Source organism: Chitinophagales bacterium, from assembly GCA_041392475.1.
In the GTDB taxonomy this organism is placed as follows: domain Bacteria; phylum Bacteroidota; class Bacteroidia; order Chitinophagales; family UBA2359; genus JAUHXA01.
Genome location: JAWKLZ010000002.1, coordinates 232,497 through 252,311, shown reverse-complemented (window position 1 = coordinate 252,311; position 19,815 = coordinate 232,497). Strand labels below are relative to the sequence as shown.

Below are 19,815 nucleotides of genomic sequence, written 5' to 3'. Positions count from 1 at the left end.
ATGTTAGACAATGAATGAACTCAATGACCGAAAAGGAAATTAGACAACGGATTGATTTGCTTGAAAAGCAACTTACCTTATTGCACTTATATCCTGAACATTTTGAAGAACAATTAGGGAAAGAGGGCGTTCAAGCATTTATAGACAGCCGTTTAGACGGATTAATAGAACTTTCTAAACTTTTGGAAAATGAATAACCCAATAGACATAAATAAAATATTGAATACCATTGATACAACCATTTCAGAACTCAAAGAAGGCATACAACCTTCTATATTATCAAACACCTCAAAATCTGCTCTTAAAAAAGATATGTCAAGGGTCATTCGCTTGGCTTTGAAGATAAAATTGCAACACCAACAACGGCAAATTGAAGGTTTGATAGAGGCTTTGGATACAAATGAAGATTTGGACTTGGAAAAATTGCAAGAGACTACGCATCAATTGGATGTGGTACTTCTGGGAGATGGTAGGGCAGCATAATTTTATTTATCCATATTTTAAGATTAAGAAACGCTCAATGATAGTGGAGTAAAATCCAGTATTGTTGAGCGTTTTTCATTTGTACCGATTTACCTTTTTGGGGGGATTCCGTTTAGTAGGGTGTGTGAACAAGAACTGTTAGATGAAAAAGAACTTTACTGGCAAGAGTTCAAGTACTTCACTTTCTATCTGGCAGTTCTTGTTCAAAAAAATATTTACTACTTCAAAACCGATTTACTATGCACAAACTACTACTGACTTTCGGAATCTTGATTTTTGGGCTGCAATGGGGAATTGCAGGGAACGAATGTGGGGTGTTGGAGGATATAGAGGCGGTGGATGATTTTGGGGAAACTTCTCCTGGTGAGCCTGTCTTTATTGATGTTTTGGCGAATGATAAAGGGGATAGTTTACGGCTAACGAATATCGTTGTTTCTCCTGCTTGTGGGGTAATTGTTGATTGGCAAGAAGATGGGAATATAGTTTATGTAGCAGACGCTGATACGGAGTGTGAATTTGATTCTTTTGTTTATGAAGTAATTGATTTATCGGGAGTAAAAGCTTACGCCATGGTGACGATTACCATTACAATACTTCCAGAATTGATAGTGCAAGTCGAAAGAGATTGTTCTGGTACGTATGAAACAGGTGAGTACATTCTTAATATTGGTGTCCATGGAGGAACTCTACCTTTTGAAGTGACTGTTAATGATATAGATACAACGCTTTTTGATTATGGTGTTCTTAATTTTAAGTTTATAGATATTGGGAAACCTTATGAGGTATTTGTAACTGACAGTTTGGAGCAAGAATTTTATTATAGAGGAGGTGAACAACCTTGTGTTTGGTGGTTGTGTGAAGATTCATGGTATCATAAACCTAAAATTCTATGTATCGGAAATGGTAAAGTAAGGGTCGAAATTTTAGAAAGCCTTGTTGAAGAAGCTTATTGGATAGATATTGAAGGAACTGAAAACTCCTTTAAACAGATAGATACAATTCCCAATTTGGCTTATCTTTTTATTCCACAATCCGATGGACTGGTTTTTGATACTTTGTTAAACTGCTTGGCAGCTATTCCTGATTCTTTTGAAGTATTGGAGGGAAACTTATTTTTCTTCAATGTATTAGAAAACGATTTTGGACAAGAACTTCGAGTTTCTAATATTATAAAGACTCCTGAATGTGGAGAACTTTTGGAATGGTCTTCAAATGGAGATATGGAATACAAAATGAATGAAAATGGTTGTGAAAAAGATTTTATTATTTATGAACTTGAAAATGATTTAGGAGAAAAAACAAATGGAAACATTGAATTAAAGGGCTTCGAGGAGAAAGATTTAGCATTAGATTGGAAGACTAAATACAACCCCGCAGAAAATGAATCATTCTTTGAGTTCACAATAATATACGGAACACCTCCTTACTCAATCATCGGAACGCATAATGAAGTATTGGAGAATACCCATAGTTTTTCTTTTTACCAAGGTTGTTGTAGCGATGTTGTTTTAGAGGTAATTGATTCTAATGAAAAAAATGTTCTTTTTGAACAAAGTTTTGATTGGAATTATGGGTATAAATGTTATGAACCCAGTTTCATACATCAGTACCTCGAAATAGAATGTTTGGGAGAGTTTGGTGGGGTTGTTCATTTCTTAGAAAGAATGAACATCAGTTCTTTAGATAGGGTTTTCTACATCGACTCCCAAAACCAATACTACGCTTTTACAGAATTAGACACCCTCCCAAATCACAGTTATTACTATTTAGAAATAGAGGATTTAGGTCACATAGATGGCTTCATCAATTGCCTAACCACTTCAATTGAAGAAGAAACCGAAATCCTCTCTAATTCTTTCCTTCAATTGTACCCAAACCCCAATCAAGGACAATTTTCCCTCCAAATCAAAACCTTCAAACCTTCCCCCAAATCTTATCCGATTCAAGTTTACAATATGGCAGGGCAGTCGATTTGGAAAGGAACGGTACAAAGCAATCGCTTGGAAATCTTAGATTTGGGGAATGTAGGAAGTGGATTGTATGTATTGCAGATGGTGATGGAGGAGGAGGTTTTGGTGGAACGGTTTTGGGTGGAGTGAAAACAGGCTCTGTTCAAAACCATCCCTCAGCGATAATTCGCCAACGTTTGCAAAAACTTGGCGACATTAGAAGCCGATTGTCGTTATTCCAACGTGCCTTTCTATCTATCAGTTCCTGTTCAAACACAACAAAGAATCACAAGCCTTCTCCCAAGCAAAATTACTTCCTCCTTAAAAAACTCTCCACCTCCCTATCTCTCCGTTCAAAAAGTCCCCACAAGCAATTCCTTTACATCTAGCAGTTCCTGTTCAAAAAATATCCTAAACGACCGTTCATAAAATAAATTCAAAAAACTTTTACCTTTGCTGTCACAAAACCCCAAAAACCTTGTCAGTAATAATAGAAGCAGCAAACAAAAAGAAAACACCTTTTATTTAGAAAATGTACTAAAAAACACATTTTCAAATATTTGCGCTTAAAAATAAATAGCAATTAACACAATATACTTCATGTCAGGAATCAACAATCAGCTTCGCAAAACCCCAGTTGCCATCGTCGGCTTGGCATCCACATTTGCACAATCTCGTAATTTAGAAGAATTTTGGAGCAATATTATAAATAAAGAAAATTGTATAACCGAAGTTCCCGAAACCCGTTGGCTCATTGACGACTACTACGATGCCGACCCCATGGCACCCGACAAAACCTACTGCAAAGTAGGTGGATTCATGCCCGAAATAGACTTCAATCCCATCGAATTTGGACTCCCCCCAAACATTCTTGAAGTCACCGATGCCTCTCAATTAGTGTCACTTATCATCGCAAGAGACGCACTCAACGACGCAGGCTACAGCCAAAAATCACCCAAAATGAGCCGTGAAGTCAAAGACCGAACAGGCGTAATATTGGGCGTAGGAGGCGGACAAAAATTGATTATTCCCCTCACCGCAAGACTACAATACCCCATCTGGTCCAAAGTCCTCCGAAATGCAGGCGTATCAGAAGGCGAAACCGAAAAAATAATTGAAAAAATCAAATCAGCCTACATCGGTTGGAACGAAAATTCCTTCCCAGGTATGCTGGGCAATGTCATTGCAGGGCGCATCACCAACCGTTTCGATTTGGGCGGAATCAACAGCGTAGTAGATGCTGCATGTGCCGCCTCATTGAGCGCTATCAAAATGGCAGTCAGCGAATTGATTGAAGGACGAGCCGACATGATGCTCACAGGAGGAGTCGACACCGACAACTCCATTTTCATGTATATGTCCTTTTCCAAAACTCCCGCCTTCTCCAAAAACGGAGAAATTCGCCCTTTCGACGACAATGCAGACGGTATGTTGATAGGCGAAGGAATTGGAATGTTGGTACTCAAACGCTTAGAAGATGCCGAAAGAGATGGCGACCGCATTTATGCCGTCATCAAAGGCATAGGAGGTTCGAGCGACGGACGCTTCAAAAGTGTTTACGCACCCCGTTCTTCTGGTCAAGCCCTTGCCATGCAGCGAGCCTACGAAGAAGCAGGTTACAGCCCCGCCACACTTGGTTTGGTTGAAGCCCACGGAACAGGAACAGGCGCAGGCGACCCCACCGAATTTAAGAGCATGAAAATGCTTTTCCCAAAAGGTACATTCAAAGACCAACATATCGGGCTCGGAAGTGTCAAATCACAAGTCGGACACACCAAAGCGGCAGCAGGAGCCGCAGGGATGATTAAAGCAGCCCTCGCCCTTCACCACAAAATTTTGCCCGCCACAATAAATGTCACCAAACCCAACTCCAAATTTGGCATTGAAGAAACCCCTATTTACATCAACACCGAAACACGCCCTTGGATTCGAGCCGATTATCCACGTCGTGCAGGAGTCAGTGCCTTTGGTTTTGGAGGGGTAAATGTGCATTTTGCACTTGAAGAATACAATGCAGAACACCAATCTGCTTACCGCTTGCACTCCAATAACCAAGCAATCATTTTACACGCTGCAAACCCTTCCACACTCTTGCAGAAATGTAAAGATGCTCTACAAAAACTCACGGCAAACAAATCCAATTCAGTTGAAACGGTTAATTACTTCAATGATTTAGTCACCGCTTCAAAAACAAACATCCCTGCAAATGCCCCTCGTTTGGGCTTCGTAGCCACTTCCATTGAAGATGCAAGTCACTTATTAGAAGTTGCTATCCAACAATTGCAGCACAAAATAGATGCAACAGAATGGCACCATCCAAAAGGCATTTACTACGCCAATAAAAGCATGGACTCCAATGCCAAAGTAGTTGCCCTCTTTTCAGGACAAGGTTCGCAATACGTGAACATGGGCATTGAAGCTGCCTGCAATTTTCCCGAAATTCGCCAAGCCTTTGCAGACATAGACCAGCTTTTCCTTCAAAACGGACAAGACCCTATTTCCAAAAAAGTCTATCCAATTCCTGTTTTTGACGATGCAAAAGCCAAAGAACAACAACATCAACTGACCCTCACCGAAAACGTGCAACCCGCCATCGGTACACTAAGCGTAGGCTTCTACAAACTGCTCCAAAAAGCGGGCTTCAAAGTTGATATGACCGCAGGGCATAGCTTTGGCGAATTGACCGCATTGTGGGCAGGAGGCGTATTGTCCGACACCGATTACTACAAATTAGCCAAAGCAAGAGGTGAAGCAATGGCAGCCCAAAATCCACAACAAGATACAGGCACAATGTTAGCAGTCAAAGGAGATGTGGAAACGATTGCTAAAAGAGTCGAAAGTCTTCAAGGTGTGAGTGTTGCGAACATCAACTCTTCAGACCAAGTGGTTCTGGGGGGAGGCACAAATGACATCAAAAACGCCCAAACGATATTGAAGCAAGAAGGCTTCCGAGTCATTTTATTACCCGTTTCCGCAGCATTCCATACACCTTATGTAGGTCATGCCCAACAGCCTTTTGCAAAAGCGATTGAAGGAGTAAATTTCCAAACCGCAAAAATTCCCGTTTACTCCAACACCACTGCAAACCCTTATCCACAACACACCAACATCGCCAAAACAATATTGCAGCAACACATCCTCAAGCCCGTGGATTTCAAGCAGCAAATTGAGAATATGTACGCAGCAGGTGGACGCATTTTTGTAGAATTTGGACCAAAAGGAGTATTGACCAACTTGGTTAAAAACATATTGAAAGGCAAAGATTACCACGCTATTGCTGTAAACTCCAACGACAAAAAAGACAGCGACCTTCAATTGCGTCAAGCAGTTGTAGAACTAACCGTTCTCGGTTTCAATCTGCAAAACTTCGACCAATACCAACTTCCAAAAGAAAAACAAGTTGCACCTCATAAATTTGGGGTGAAATTGAGCGGTTGTAATTACATCAGCCCAGCGACACGCAAAAATCAGGTAAGATTGCAGACCGATGGCTTCAAACTTCAAAATGGCGGCGTTCGAGAAATCGAAGTCATCAAGGAGGTAGAAGTAATCAAAGAAGTGCCTGTCGAGGTAATCGTCGAAAAAGAAATCATCAAAGAAGTAGAAGTTCCAGCAGCCATGCACTTCAATGGAAACGGCAATGGACATTATCCCCACAACAATTCAACAGAAACACATCAATCAGCAGAAGAAGATATGACATCATTTCAAAAGGAGATACTCGAAAACCTCCAAAAGGCAATGGCGCAATTCCAAACGCAACAAAGCCAAAACACTCAATTCGTTCAGCAATACCTGCAAGAACAAACCAAGACTTCACAAGCATTTATGGACTTGATGAATCGTCAAGTGGCTCTTTTGGAAGAAGTAAGTGAGAAGCGAGAAGTGAGAAGTAAGGTAACGGTTTCGCAGAATGGAAATGGTCAAAATCAACCACTTCAACCGTTGTCAAAGCCTGCGACTGTTGACAAGGTTTCGGTTAGTGAAAACTTTGACAACGGTTTCCAATCTCGTCAACAGTTGAACGGTGGCAGCTTTGAACAGGAATCGGTTACAGAAAAGAATACCGCACTGAACGCAGTAAGCACTTCAACACCAACACCCATACAAGCAAACATTAACACTCCAACACCTCAATACATCAACACAATTTTGGAGATAGTAGCCGAAAAGACAGGCTACCCAAGCGAAATGTTGGAGTTAGAAATGGACATGGAAGCAGATTTGGGAATTGACAGCATCAAACGAGTAGAAATTTTTGGCGCAGTTCAAGAGGCACATCCAAACATTGAAGGTATCGAACCAAATGAATTAGCGGAGTTGAGAACGCTTCAAGAAGTCGTTGATTACATTGCAGCAAAAGCAGGTGGTCAAGTGCTTGCATTAAAAAAAAAACTGACGGTATAAATCATAATGAGACTGCAGTTGCCCCAACTATAATTCCAGAAGTACAGACAAACTCCTTCAATGCCATTAGCTTACCCCAAAATGCCAATGAAGGAGTCAGTCGTGCAACGGTTCAATTGGGTTATTTGCCGCAAGCCGATTATTTAGAAACCACCTCCCCTGCCACGCATACGACAGTCGTTATGGAAGAAGGAACAGAGCTGACGGCCAAAGTGGTAGCGGCTTTATTGAAGGAAGGTAGAAAAGTGGCAGTTTTGAGTTTGCCAACTTCGGTTTTGGCTGCAAAAGCAAATTTACCTACTGGCATTGAGCGATTTACATTGGCTGAAGCGAGTGATGTCAACATTCAATCGACCCTCCAAAACATCGTCAAAACACAAGGCGAAATCGGGGCATTTATCCATTTACATCCACATTTGCGGTTCAGTAGCGGCAATTTCGCCCAACATTTTGCAACAGAAAAAGCCATCGTGAAAACGGTCTTTTTCGCTGCCAAACACATCGCCGATAGCCTCCAAACACTCGGCAAAACCTACCACAGAGCAAGTTTTCTTACTGTTACCCAATTAGATGGCGCATTCGGCACACAAAATGATGGCAAAACATCCATTGTTGGAGGCGGATTGTTTGGCATGACCAAATCCTTGAACATCGAATGGTCATCTGTTTTTTGCAGAGCCGTCGACTTGTCGCCCAATTTTGAAGCCGAAGAAGCTGCAAAACTGGTGATGAGCGAAATGCACGACCCCGATGCCACAATCGTAGAAGTTTGTCACAACTCCAATGGGCGATTTACCCTTACTACACAAACAACCGACATTCCCGCCAACGAAAAATTAGATACAGAAATCACCAAAGATTCGGTCTTTTTGGTCAGCGGTGGCGCAAAAGGCGTGACAGCTACTTGCGTGAAAAAATTGGCAGAATTGCACCAATGCAAATTCATTTTGTTGGGGCGTTCACCGATTGAAGAGGAAGAAGCTGCAATCTTCAAAGGAGTGACAAATGACATGGAATTGAAGCGTTTAATCATGCAAGATTTGAAGGAGAAAGGTGAAAAACCGACTCCTGCAAAAGTGGGCAAAGTCTTCAATAATTTGGCTTCAAATAGAGAAATCAAAGAGACTTTGGCGGCGATTACTTCAATGGGCGGACAAGCGGTTTACTTGGCAGTCAATGTGTTGAATGTTGGCGAATTGAAAAAGGCAGTGGCACAAGCCGAGCAGCAAATAGGCAAAGTGACGGGCGTGATTCACGGGGCAGGTCGCTTGGCGGATAAGTTGATTCAAAACAAAACAGAAGCGGATTTTGAAGCGGTCTATTCGGTGAAAACGGAAGGGCTTTTGGCTTTGCTGCAATGTGTGAATCCGATGACTTTGGAGCATTTGGTTTTGTTTTCTTCCGTTGCAGGTTTCTACGGCAACAATGGACAAACGGACTACGCAATTGCCAACGAAATCCTCAATAAATCGGCACACTTGTTCCAAAAGAATCACCCAAATTGCCACGTTGTTTCGATTGATTGGGGCGCATGGGATGGTGGAATGGTCAGCCCTGGTTTGAAGAAAATGTTTGAAGCACATGGCGTTCAGTTGATTCCTTCGGAGGCAGGCGCATGGTTGATGGCTTATGAATTGACGAAAGCCAACAAATCGGAAGCGCAAGTAGTCGTGGGCAGTGTTTTGCCTTTGGCGCAAAGTCACATTGGCGAACACCTGCAAGCGTATCGCATTCACCGAAAATTGACGGTGGAGGCGAATCCGTTTTTGCAGCACCATCTGATTGGAGGGAATCCTGTTTTACCGATTGTGAATGCGATTAGCTGGATTGCAAATAGTTGTGAGCAGTTTTATCCTGATTTTCAGATTGCACGAGTAGAAAATACGAGGTTATTCAAAGGGATTGTTTTTGATGGCAATCAAGCGACGGATTATGTGGTGGATGTGAAGGAATTGGAGAAAGGGAAAGAGGAGATTCGTTTTGAAGGTACGGTTTGGAGCGAAGGCGCAAATGGACGACCAACGTTTCATTATCGGGCGAATGTGGTTTTAAGGAAAGGGAAGCAAGAAGTGGGAAGAGAGAGACAATTTAGCAATTCAACAATTCAGCAATCCAACAATTCAGCAATGGATGGCAAGCAATTTTACAAGAACGGAACGCTGTTTCACGATGTTTATTTTCAAGGAGTCGAAAGTGTCTTGGAGATAAATGAGCAGGGTTTGGTGATGGAGTGTTATTTGCCGAAAGTGAGTGAGGAAGCACAGGGGCAGTTTCCTGTACGCTCAGTGAATTCGTTTTTGACGGATATTCAGTATCAGGCGATGTTGATTTGGGTTCGTCATTTTCACGATGCAGCGAGCTTGCCCTTGAATACAAAATTGGTGGAGGTTTTTGAGGCTTTGCCTTTTGATACGTCGTTTAAGGTGGCATTGGAGGTGAAAAGTAGTACGCCGTTTAAGATGGAGTGTGATATTTCGGCTTTTGATGATAGTGGGAAGGTGTTGATGCGGTCGGAAGGGGCTGAGGTGACGGTGAGTAAGGGGTTGAAGTGGTAACAGGAATTGGGGGTTCGGAGGAATGAGGGAAACTTTGGCAACGGTTTTCAACCTTGCCAACAGTTGAACGATATTTGACTGCAATGAATTGATATGGAAAATTTTGTGAGTTTTGAGGAAATAGAGTTTTTGTACACAGAAATTTGATATTGAAATATTAACAAATGCAACATAAAATAGCCATCATCGGCATATCAGGTCTTTTTCCAGGCTCCAAAAACATGGAGGAACTATGGGATAATCTGATTAATAAAAAAGATGTCACAACGACAGCTACCGAAACGGATTTTGGAGCAAAACAGAAACATTCCATTATGGGTTTATTTAGTAGTAATTAACTCAATTGATTCCAAATATGAAAACGGCAATATCGACAGTCATACCTTCTACTTCAAAAAAAGCAAGCAATCGTTTCAATTTTCTTGATTTTGAGGATATTGAGTTGGCGATTATTTTGAAAGCATTGAAACGACAGTCTGAAAATCAACTATTTAAAAAACTCAAATCTAACTTAGAGCAAAACAACATTTACCTTTCTCTCAATGAACCTCCTATGAGTTACAAAGATTTTACTTTGACAATGGTCTTGGAAAAATTCAAGCTGAACAGTGCGGATGCTGATATTTTTGGTCATGTTGAAGCTATTCCAAAAGAGGAACTTGCTTTCTTCTATCAGACATTGGAGCGAAATCTACGAACTCCGATGATAAGCGAAAAGGCAAGGTCGGAAGCCATTATTTTCCCTGTCTTGACTGAAATTTTAGACCGCAATGTGGATGAATTTGTGATTTTTTCGGGAAAAACTTTTGATGTTGATGGTAGTTTGGGCTTAACAGGGAGGTGTGATTTTTTGTTGAGTTCAGCAGGAGCGACAAAAAACGTCATTCATGCACCTGTATTTATTGCTGTTGAAGCCAAGAAAGGAGTTGTTGAAGACCATTTGGGGCAGTGTGCCGCAGAAATGATGGCTGCACGAATTTTCAACCAACAAAAGAAGAAGGAGATTGAAACCATTTTTGGAGTAGTGACATCGGGAATGGAATGGTTGTTTATGAAGTTAGAAGGAGATACTATTTATGTCGACAAGGTTCATTACTATGAAAAAGAGACAGATATGATTATTGCTATTTTTCAGGAGATTTTGAACACTTGTAAAAAATAAAACCAGTCCATGCAACATAAAATAGCCATCATCGGCATATCAGGTCTTTTTCCAGGCTCCAAAAATATGGAGGAGCTTTGGGAGAACCTTATCAACAAGAAGGATGTCACAACGACAGCTACCGAAACGGATTTTGGAGCTGATACGAAGCATTTTTACCACCCCGAAAAAGGGAAGGTGGATAAGTGTTATTCACTGAAAGGTGGGTTTATTCGTGATTTTGAGTTTGCGGCAGAGGAATATGATTTGAAGGAAGGCTTGTTGGGGCGTTTGGATGACATTCACAAATGGTCGCTGTATGTGGCGAAGGAGGCATTGAAGGACAGTGGATATTGGCAGTCGGAAAAGGCATTGAAGGATTGTGGGCTGATTTTGGGGAATTTGTCTTTTCCTACAAGGAAGTCGCATGACCATCTTTCGCATTTTTATACGGATACTTTGGAGAAGGGATTGCAGGAGTTGGTTAATGGTGAAACTGTTGGCAAGGTTGAAAACCGTTGCCAAAGTTCTGGTGATTGTAAGTTAGATGCGACAACTGCAAGTTCTCCTGCTTCAATTGTGGCGGATGTGTTGGGATTGCAGCAAGCGTATTTTGCATTGGATGCAGCGTGTGCTTCGTCTTTGTATGCGATTAAGTTTGCGTGTGATTATTTGCAGACGGGAAAGGCGAATATGATGTTGGCGGGGGCGGTGAGTTGTGCCGACCCTTTGTTTATTCACATGGGCTTTTCGATTTTCAGAGCTTACTCCAAAGAGGGGGATAAATTTGCGCCTCTGGATAAGGATTCGGGAGGCTTGATTTCGTCGGAAGGAGCTGGAATGTTGGTATTGAAGCGGTATGAGGATGCGGTGAGGGATGGGGATAGGATTCACGCTTTGATTAGTGGTGTGGGTTTGTCAAATGATGGAAAGGGAAAGTTTTTGTTGAGCCCGAATCCTCGTGGGCAGTTGCTGGCTTTGGAGCGTGCTTACCAAAATAGTGAAGTCAATCCGCATCAAATTGAATATTTGGAGTGTCATGCTACGGGTACGCCTTTGGGTGATAAAACGGAGGTGAATACGATTGATAGTTTTTGGGGAGATAGTAAAGGAAAGGATGTGCCTTTATTGGGTTCAGTGAAGTCGAATATGGGGCATTTGCTGACGGCGGCTGGTATGTCGGGGATTATCAAGGTGATTTTGGCGATGCACAAAGGGATTGTTCCTGCTAGTATTCACTTGGAGGAGTCGCTGGTGTCGCAAAATGGCTTGGTGGATAAGAGTAAGATTGTAACGGAACATTTGCTGAAAGAGGTGGATTTTGCGGGGGTGAATTCGTTTGGTTTTGGAGGAACGAATGGACATATTGTTTTGGAGAGGTGTGATGAACACAGAGGCACGGAGGCACGGAACACACTGGATGCAAAAAATAAACGGAGAGATGGGGAGATGGAGAGGAATTTTGAACAGGAACTGCTAGATGGAAAGGAACAAAAAAATAGTGAAAACTTTGGCAACGGCTTTACGCCTTGCCAACAGTTGAACGGCGAACAAGAAAAAGAATCGACTCAACTGTTGCCAAAGTTTTCAACTGTTGGCAAAGTTTCGCCTAAACCTCTTGCCATCGTTGGCATGGAAGCTCACTTTGGAAGCTGTCGCAATTTGGAAGAATTTTGGCAGACGATAGCGAGCGGCAAAAAGGATTTTGGAGAATTGCCTAAGAAGCGGTGGAAAGGTTTTGAAGATAACCAAGAGTTGTTGGAGGCATATGGATTGGAGGGGGCAAAACCTCCAATGGGTGCGTATATTGAAGATTTTGAGATTGATTTGTTGCGTTTTCGGATTCAGCCGAGAGAGGCGGAAAAGTTGGAGCCGCAACAGACTTTGATGTTGAAGGTGGCGGACAATGCACTGAAAGATGCGGGTTTTGATGAGAAGGCTTTGGAGTCGAATAATGTGGCGGTGATTGTGGCGATGGAAACGGAGTTGGCGATTCACCAATACCTCGCTCGTTGGGATTTGGATTGGCAGATTCCGAGTTTGTTGCAGAATAGTGATTTGGAGTTTTCGGAGGAGGAACAGGCTAAATTGGAGGAATTGACCAAAAATGCGATTCGTAGGTCGAGTCAAGAGGATAATTCGGCGAGTCAACATACGAGTTTTATTGGAAATATTATGGCGAGCCGAATTTCGGCTTTGTGGGATTTTAATGGGCCTACGTTTACGCTTTCGGCGGGTGAAAATTCGACTTTTCGGGCTTTGGAAATCGCTCAGACGATGTTGGCGAGTGGTGAGATTGATGCGGTGGTGATTGGTGCGGTCGATTTGGCTGGTGGTTTGGAGAGTGTGCTTTTGCGGAATCAGTTGATGCCTGAAGGGTGGAAAGTTGGTGAAGGTGCGGGGGCTGTGGTTTTGAAGCGTTTGGAGGATTCTGAGAATGATAGGGTTTATGGAACGGTGGATGGTTTGCGGTGGAATGAACACGGAGGCACGGAGGCACAGAGAGGTTTTGAACAGGAACTTATAGGTGGAAAGGAACTTGCTGCACTGGATGTAAAAAATGAACACGGAGGCACGGAGGCACAGAGGAATTTAGGCATACTTGACGCAAGAATTGAACGGAGAGATGGAGAGGTGGAGAGATTTTTTGGTGGGGTTGATTTGGTGGAGGTTTCTGGGGATGTGTATGCTCAATTGTTGCCAAAATTGGAAATTGTTGGCAAAGTTTCGCATGGGAGTGTTTCGGGAAGTATTGGACATACTTTTGCAGCTGCGGGGATGGCGAGTTTGATTAAAACGGCTTTGTGTGTGTATTATCGGGTGATTCCGAGTGCGCTTGGAGTGTCATCGAATGGATTTTTACAGAACAAGTCCGACGGTACAGATAAGAATGATATAGATAATGTTCTTGCGAAGCCTTGGGTTTTGGTGGAGGGGCAAGTGGATAGGAAGGCTTTGATTCGGAGTTTTGGTGTGGATGGTACTTTGGCGGAGGTGTTGCTTGGTGAAGGTACAAAGAAGGGGGTGGAAAGGTCGCATTCTTATTTGCAGCAGCAGCCAATGGTTTTGTTGCCGATTGCAGGAAATGGTCTTGAAGCGATTTTGACGCAATTGGAGAGGATTGAAGGGAAATTGAAGGGGGGCGAAAAGCTTTCGGATGTTTCTTCGGATTGCTTTGATGTTTACCAAGAGAATATTGAAGGAAAATACTGCTTGTCTTTGGTGGGAGATTCTGCGAAAAAGTTGTTGCGGGATATTGGTTATGTCTTTAAGACTTTGAAGCGGGCGTTTGATAACGGGGCTACTTGGCGGACTCCTAATGGGAGTTATTTTGTGGGGAAGCCTTTGGGAAAAGATGCGGAGGTGACTTTTGTTTACCCTGGTTCTTCTAATGCTTATCAGGGGCTTGGTCAGGAGTTGTTTTCCTTGTTTCCGAACTTGTATGATTGGTTTGAGGGGCAGGTGCCAAATGTGGAGAGTATGTTGTTTAGTAAACGGCTGTACGGTGGACGGGAGACGGTGGACGGTGGCACACTGGACGCAAAAAGTGAACACGGAGGCACAGAGGCACGGAGGGAGTTAGACACACTGGACGCAAAAATTGAACACGGAGGCACGGAGGCACGGAGGGAGTTAGACACACTGGACGCAAAAAGTGAACACGGAGGCACAGAGGCACGGAGGGAGTTAGACACACTGGACGCAAAAATTGAACGGAGAGATGGAGAGATGGAGAGGGATTTTGAACAGAATGAAAACTTTGGCAAGGTTTCGCCTTTGGATGCAATTGGTGCGATGGCGGTGGGTGTTTCGTTTTCGGCGATTTATACACATATTTTGCAGGAGTATTTTGGGGTGAAGCCTAAGAAGGTGATGGGCTATAGCATGGGCGAAACGAGTACAATGTGGTATGCGATGGGTGTTTGGAAGGCGGATAAGGTGATGGAATATGTGCATGATTCTCCTATTTTTCAGCGGCGATTGTCGGGTAAGATGGAGACTTTGGCGGAACATTGGGGGATGCCGTGGGAGGAGGCGAAAAAGGAGTGGACGACTTTGGTGTTGATGACTTCTTTGGCGCATTTGGAGGCGCATATTGGAGGCTATGACCGAGTGTATTTGAGTTTTGTGAATACGTCGAGTGAGGTGATTGTGTCGGGAGATAGAACGCAATGTAAGGCTTTAGCGGAGGTGTTGGGTTGTACTTCGGTGGAGATTGACCTCAACAATATTGCTCATCATGATTTTGTGCGGAAGGATTGGGATGGGCTGGTGAAGATGCACAGTTTGAAGGTGTATCCGATGGAAGGGGTGGATTTTTATTCGGCTACAACGGCTGGAGTTTTGCCGTTTGATGAGCGGGTGATTTCGGAAACGGCGGCTCGAACTTGTTGTGAGCCTGTGGATTTCCCGAGGTTGATGCATAAGATTTATGGGGATGGTGCAAGGGTGTTTATTGAGCTGGGGGCTAGTGCGACTTGTACGAGGTGGATTCAGGAGAATTTGGAGGGTAAGGAACATATTGCGGTTTCTATCAACTACAAAGGGAAGTCCGAAATGCGAAATATTTTGGGCGTTTTGGCGACTTTGGTGAGTCATCGGATTCCTGTTGACCTGTCGGTCTTGACGGCTGACGATGGACGGGAGACGACTGACGGAGCAGTGAAAGTGGGTTTGAAGAAAAAGAAGAAACGACAACTGCTTCAAAGGATTACTTTGGGGGGTGATAGGATTTTTGATATGTTGGTGACGGAGGAGAATCGGGAGTTTTTTGGGGTGGAGAAGTATGTGAATCAGAAGGTGAAAATTGCTTTTCCGAAGAAAGAGAAGTTGAGGGAGGAAGATGTGGTTTTTACAGAAATAAATAATTCAACAGCAACACCCATTCGTAGCCCACGAATTAATTCGTGGGCTACGAATGGGGAAACGGTAAACAAAGAGGCAGGGGTAGCGACTTTGAAGGTTGAGGATTCAGCAGGTATTACAACAAATTTGACAATAAATCAGCAAACAAATAAAATGGCAAATCAAAACGGGCATCAAAATTTGGTGGTAGAACAAACTACAAACTTCAATGGGAACGGAAACGGTCACTCCAATGGGAATCACCATAAAAATGGCAATGGTTCATTGGAGGATGCAGAACAAAATCAGGACTCGCATAAGGAACGAATGGGTGAGAATGGTTTGATTTTGCAGGATTATAGCGACCCTAAGCGATTGGAGGGCAGGAATGTGATTTGGGATGAGAAGGATTTGCGGGAGTTTGCTTACGGCAAAATTTCCAATGTGTATGGTGAGGAATATGCGATAATTGACACCTACAAAAAACGGGTGATGATGCCGATGGACCCTTATTTGCTGGTGAGTCGGATTACGGATGTGAAAGCGAAACTCGGTGAATATAAGCCTTCTACGATGCAGACGGAGTACGATATTCCCTACAATGCGTGGTACACAACGGATGGGCAAATTCCGTGGGCTGTGGCTGTGGAGTCGGGTCAATGTGATTTGATGTTGATTTCTTACATTGGGATTGACCTCCAAAACAAGGGGGAATTGATGTACCGTTTGTTGGATTGTACGCTGACTTTTTTGGATGATTTGCCGTTGGAGGGGCAGACGTTGCGTTATGACATCAGTATCAACAGTTATGCAAAAAGTGGACGCAACTTGTTGTTTTTCTTTAGTTACCGCTGTTATGTGGAAGATAGAATGGTCTTGAAGATGGATGGCGGTTGTGCGGGCTTTTTCTCACATGAGGATTTGGCTGTTGGACATGGTGTGGTCTATAAGCCCGAACAGATTGCAGCCAAGAAAAATGCTCAAAAACAGGAATTTATTCCTTTGTTGGACTGCCCAAAAACGGAGTTCTCGAAGGAGGAATTGACGGCTTTGGTGAATGGCGATATGGTGGCTTGTTTTGGGGATGAAAGCTATTTTGCAGACGGTCGAAATGGGTCTTTGCGCTTGCCCCCTGCAAAGATTTTGATGTTGGATAGAATCACTAAACTCGACAGAACAGGCGGTGCTTACGGCTTGGGATACATTGAAGCGGTGAAGGATTTGAACCCGAATGATTGGTATTTTCCTTGTCATTTTAGGGATGATGAGGTAATGGCGGGTTCATTGCAGGCGGAAGGTGGCGGGCAGTTGCTGCGCTTTTTCATGCTCTATTTGGGGCTGCAAAGGGTGACGAAGGATGCACGTTTTCAGCCAATTGTGGATTTGCCGCAAAAGGTGATTTGCAGAAAAGAGATTACAAACGACCAACGAAAATTGATTTACCGAATGGAGGTCAAGGAGATTGGTTTGTTGCCTGAACCTTATGTGGTTTCGGATTTGGAGATATTGACGGAGGACGGAACGATTGCGGTTTTGTTTGAGAATTTGGGCTTGCGGATTGCGGAGAAAACTGCGCCGTGGTACAAGCGTGAAAAGTCGGATAGCTTCAATGGTGTGGCGGTCAAGAAGGTAAGTAAACCTGTTTTGATGGATGAAAGTCATGTGACGGAGTTTGCATTGGGTTCGATTGAGAAGGCGTTTGGAGCGAAAGAGTTTGCGGTGTACAATGGCAAACGGACTTCAAGGCAGCCAAATACGGATTTGCAGGTGATTTCGAGAGTGCTGGAAATCAGGGGTGAACGACAAAATTTTAAGAACAATCCAACGATTGTAGCAGAATACGATGTGCCTGTGGATGCTTGGTATTTTGAGCAGAATGCTGCACCTGTGATGCCGTATTCGGTGTTGATGGAGGTGGCTTTGCAGCCTTGTGGTTTGTTGGCGGCTTGGATGGGAAGTACCCTACAATTTTCGGATAGAGAGCTGTTCTTTAGGAATTTGGATGGTGATGGCGAAATGGGCGAAATGCCTGATTTGCGAGGTAAAACGATTACAAATGTGTGTGTGCTGACTTCGAGTGTGGCGTTGGCTGGAACGGTTTTGAATCGTTTTACTTTTGAAGTGAGTGCGGATGGTGTGGTGTTTTATAAGGGTAAAGCTGCCTTTGGTTTTTTCCCTGCGGAGGCATTGAAGAATCAAGCAGGTTTGGATAATGGAAAGCAGGTGCCGACTTGGTGGCAAGAGAAGGGCATGGATTTAGATTTGATTGATTTGAAGCGGGAAACGGGTATTGAAAAATATTATAGCCGAAAGGCTGCAATGCCGCATTATAGATTGAGCGGCAATCAGTTGAATTTGTTGGATGCTTTTGGTGTAGTGAAGGATGGTGGTAAGTATGGCAAGGGCTATGTGTATGGGACTCGTGTGGTGAAGGCGTATGAGTGGTTCTTTTATTGTCATTTTTACCAAGACCCTGTGATGCCTGGTTCTTTGGGAGTGGAGGCGATTTTGCAGGCGATGCAGGCTTATGCTTTGGAGTCTGGATTGGGGAGTGATTTTGTGAATCCGAGGTTTACGCAGGTGGATGCACATAAGACGACTTGGAAGTATCGTGGGCAGTTTTTGAGGTATGAGGATGACCTACGACTGGAAGTGAATGTGAAAACGGTTGACGGTGGACAGAAGACGGTGGACGGGGAAACTCGGAGGACGTTGAATATTGTTGGGGATGCTTCGGTATGGAAAGGGGGATTGAGGATTTATGAGGTGACGGATTTGGGGATTTGTGTGGAAGAGGGGTCACTTCAACCGTTGCCAAAATTGGAAATTGTTGGCAAGGTTTCCGTTCAAGACCAAGGTAGCGAAAACTTTGGCAACGGTTCTCAACCTTGTCAACAGTTGAGCGGTTTAGCTATCAATCAAGTAGAAATAAACACAATATTAAAAAACTTGGAACTGCCCGTATTTCTATTGGAAAATAAAGAAGGTCAAAAGGCGGCTACGAATGATTTGGAGACGGCTTCAATGGCTACGCAACAGGGTTGGAAGTTGTTGGCTTGTCAAGGGGCTTCGACTCCTGAAATGTTGGGGGATGCTGACTTTAGGGAGTTTCATGGGGTGAAATATGCGTATAAAACGGGAGCGATGGCGAATGGTATTGCTTCTGCAGAGTTGGTGATTGCGATGGGTAAGGCTGGTTTGATGGGTTCTTTTGGAGCGGCTGGTTTGGTGCCCGAAAGAGTGGAAGCGGCAATTCAACAAATTCAAGCGGAATTGCCGAACGGGGCGTATTGCTTCAATTTGATTCACAGTCCGAATGAGCCGAGATTGGAGGAAGAGTCGGTGAATTTGTTTTTGAAACATGGGGTGCATACGGTGGAGGCTTCGGCATTTTTGGGCTTGACTCCGCATATTGTGTATTACCGTGTGGCGGGCTTGAAGGAAGCGGCTGATGGAAGTGTGGAAATGGGCAATCGTGTGATTGCGAAGGTGTCCCGACATGAGGTGGCGGAGAAGTTTTTGCGTCCTGCGCCTAAGCGTATTTTGGATGCTTTGGTGAAGGCGGGTAAGATTTCGGCGCATCAGGCGGAATTGGCGGCTCGTGTGCCGATGGCGGATGATGTGACGGTGGAGGCGGATAGTGGCGGTCATACGGATAATCGTCCTTTGGTGGCGTTGTTGCCTGCGATTATTCGACTGCGAGATGCGATTCAGGCGGAATTGGGTTATACTCGAAAGGTGCGGATTGGTGCTGGCGGTGGTATTGGTACGCCTGAGGCGGCTTTGGCGACGTTTCAAATGGGGGCGGCTTATATTGTGACGGGTTCGGTGAATCAGGCGTGTGTGGAGTCGGGGAGCTCGGATTATGTGCGGAAGGTCTTGGCGGAGGCTTCACAAACGGATGTGATGATGGCTCCTGCTGCGGATATGTTTGAGATGGGTGTGGAGCTACAGGTCTTGAAGAAGGGGACGCTGTTTCCGATTCGTGCGAAGAAATTGTATGAGTTGTATCGTCAATATGATAGTATTGAGGCGATTCCTTTGGAGGAACGGGTGAAGTTGGAAAAGACGGTTTTCCGTCGTTCTTTGGAGGATGTTTGGCAGGGTACAGTTGACTTTTTCATGGAGCGTGACCCGTTGCAAATCGAACGGGCGAACAACAATCCGAAACGCAAAATGGCTTTGATTTTCCGTTGGTATTTGGGGCTTTCTTCTCGCTGGGCAAATGTGGGTGAGGCTGGTCGTCAGATGGATTATCAGATTTGGTGTGGTCCTTCGATGGGTGCGTTTAATGATTGGGTGAAGGGTACGGATTTGGAGGAGGTGGAGAATCGGAAGGTGGCGGTTGTTGCGGAGAGGATTATGAGGGAGGCGGCTTGGTTGAATAGGATGGGAGCTTTGGGTTTGGATTTGGATTTTTGAACATGAACTGCTA

General features: G+C 43.9%; 8 protein-coding genes. All 8 read left to right on the top strand.

Annotated features, from left to right (window positions below):
- The first annotated feature begins 23 nt into the window (after window positions 1-23).
- The 8 genes from R3E32_14540 to R3E32_14505 all read left to right on the top strand — a co-directional run bounded on the left by R3E32_14540 (window position 24) and on the right by R3E32_14505 (window position 19,802).
- Window positions 24-197 carry a hypothetical protein gene (locus R3E32_14540; GenBank protein ID MEZ4885949.1) on the top strand — a complete coding sequence of 58 codons (174 nt, stop codon included), beginning with the start codon at window positions 24-26 and terminating at the stop codon, window positions 195-197.
- Window positions 190-483 carry a hypothetical protein gene (locus R3E32_14535; GenBank protein ID MEZ4885948.1) on the top strand — a complete coding sequence of 98 codons (294 nt, stop codon included), beginning with the start codon at window positions 190-192 and terminating at the stop codon, window positions 481-483. The genes R3E32_14540 and R3E32_14535 overlap by 8 nt, the downstream gene beginning before the upstream one ends.
- Window positions 484-722: 239 nt before the next feature.
- Window positions 723-2,582: a T9SS type A sorting domain-containing protein gene (locus R3E32_14530; protein ID MEZ4885947.1), complete on the top strand. Its 1,860-nt coding sequence runs from the start codon at window positions 723-725 to the stop codon at window positions 2,580-2,582.
- A 450-nt stretch (window positions 2,583-3,032) separates the two neighbouring features.
- Window positions 3,033-6,839 carry a beta-ketoacyl synthase N-terminal-like domain-containing protein gene (locus R3E32_14525; protein MEZ4885946.1) on the top strand — a complete coding sequence of 1,269 codons (3,807 nt, stop codon included), beginning with the start codon at window positions 3,033-3,035 and terminating at the stop codon, window positions 6,837-6,839.
- Between the two features lie 125 nt (window positions 6,840-6,964).
- Window positions 6,965-9,394, top strand: a complete 2,430-nt coding sequence (locus R3E32_14520; GenBank protein MEZ4885945.1) for an SDR family NAD(P)-dependent oxidoreductase — start codon at window positions 6,965-6,967, stop codon at window positions 9,392-9,394.
- A 164-nt stretch (window positions 9,395-9,558) separates the two neighbouring features.
- Window positions 9,559-9,732 carry a beta-ketoacyl synthase N-terminal-like domain-containing protein gene (locus R3E32_14515; protein ID MEZ4885944.1) on the top strand — a complete coding sequence of 58 codons (174 nt, stop codon included), beginning with the start codon at window positions 9,559-9,561 and terminating at the stop codon, window positions 9,730-9,732.
- A 17-nt stretch (window positions 9,733-9,749) separates the two neighbouring features.
- Complete coding sequence (locus tag R3E32_14510) at window positions 9,750-10,556, top strand: hypothetical protein (protein MEZ4885943.1); 807 nt, start codon at window positions 9,750-9,752, stop codon at window positions 10,554-10,556.
- Between the two features lie 9 nt (window positions 10,557-10,565).
- Complete coding sequence (locus R3E32_14505; GenBank protein MEZ4885942.1) at window positions 10,566-19,802, top strand: PfaD family polyunsaturated fatty acid/polyketide biosynthesis protein; 9,237 nt, start codon at window positions 10,566-10,568, stop codon at window positions 19,800-19,802.
- Window positions 19,803-19,815 lie beyond the last annotated feature (13 nt).

What these genes read in the sequence shown, in the direction of transcription:
- R3E32_14540 (MEZ4885949.1), top strand. Translation starts at nt 24, where the DNA reads ATGACCGAAAAGGAAATTAGACAACGGATTGATTTGCTTGAAAAGCAA.
- R3E32_14535 (MEZ4885948.1), top strand. Translation starts at nt 190, where the DNA reads ATGAATAACCCAATAGACATAAATAAAATATTGAATACCATTGATACA.
- R3E32_14530 (MEZ4885947.1), top strand. Translation starts at nt 723, where the DNA reads ATGCACAAACTACTACTGACTTTCGGAATCTTGATTTTTGGGCTGCAA.
- R3E32_14525 (MEZ4885946.1), top strand. Translation starts at nt 3,033, where the DNA reads ATGTCAGGAATCAACAATCAGCTTCGCAAAACCCCAGTTGCCATCGTC.
- R3E32_14515 (MEZ4885944.1), top strand. Translation starts at nt 9,559, where the DNA reads ATGCAACATAAAATAGCCATCATCGGCATATCAGGTCTTTTTCCAGGC.
- R3E32_14510 (MEZ4885943.1), top strand. Translation starts at nt 9,750, where the DNA reads ATGAAAACGGCAATATCGACAGTCATACCTTCTACTTCAAAAAAAGCA.
- R3E32_14505 (MEZ4885942.1), top strand. Translation starts at nt 10,566, where the DNA reads ATGCAACATAAAATAGCCATCATCGGCATATCAGGTCTTTTTCCAGGC.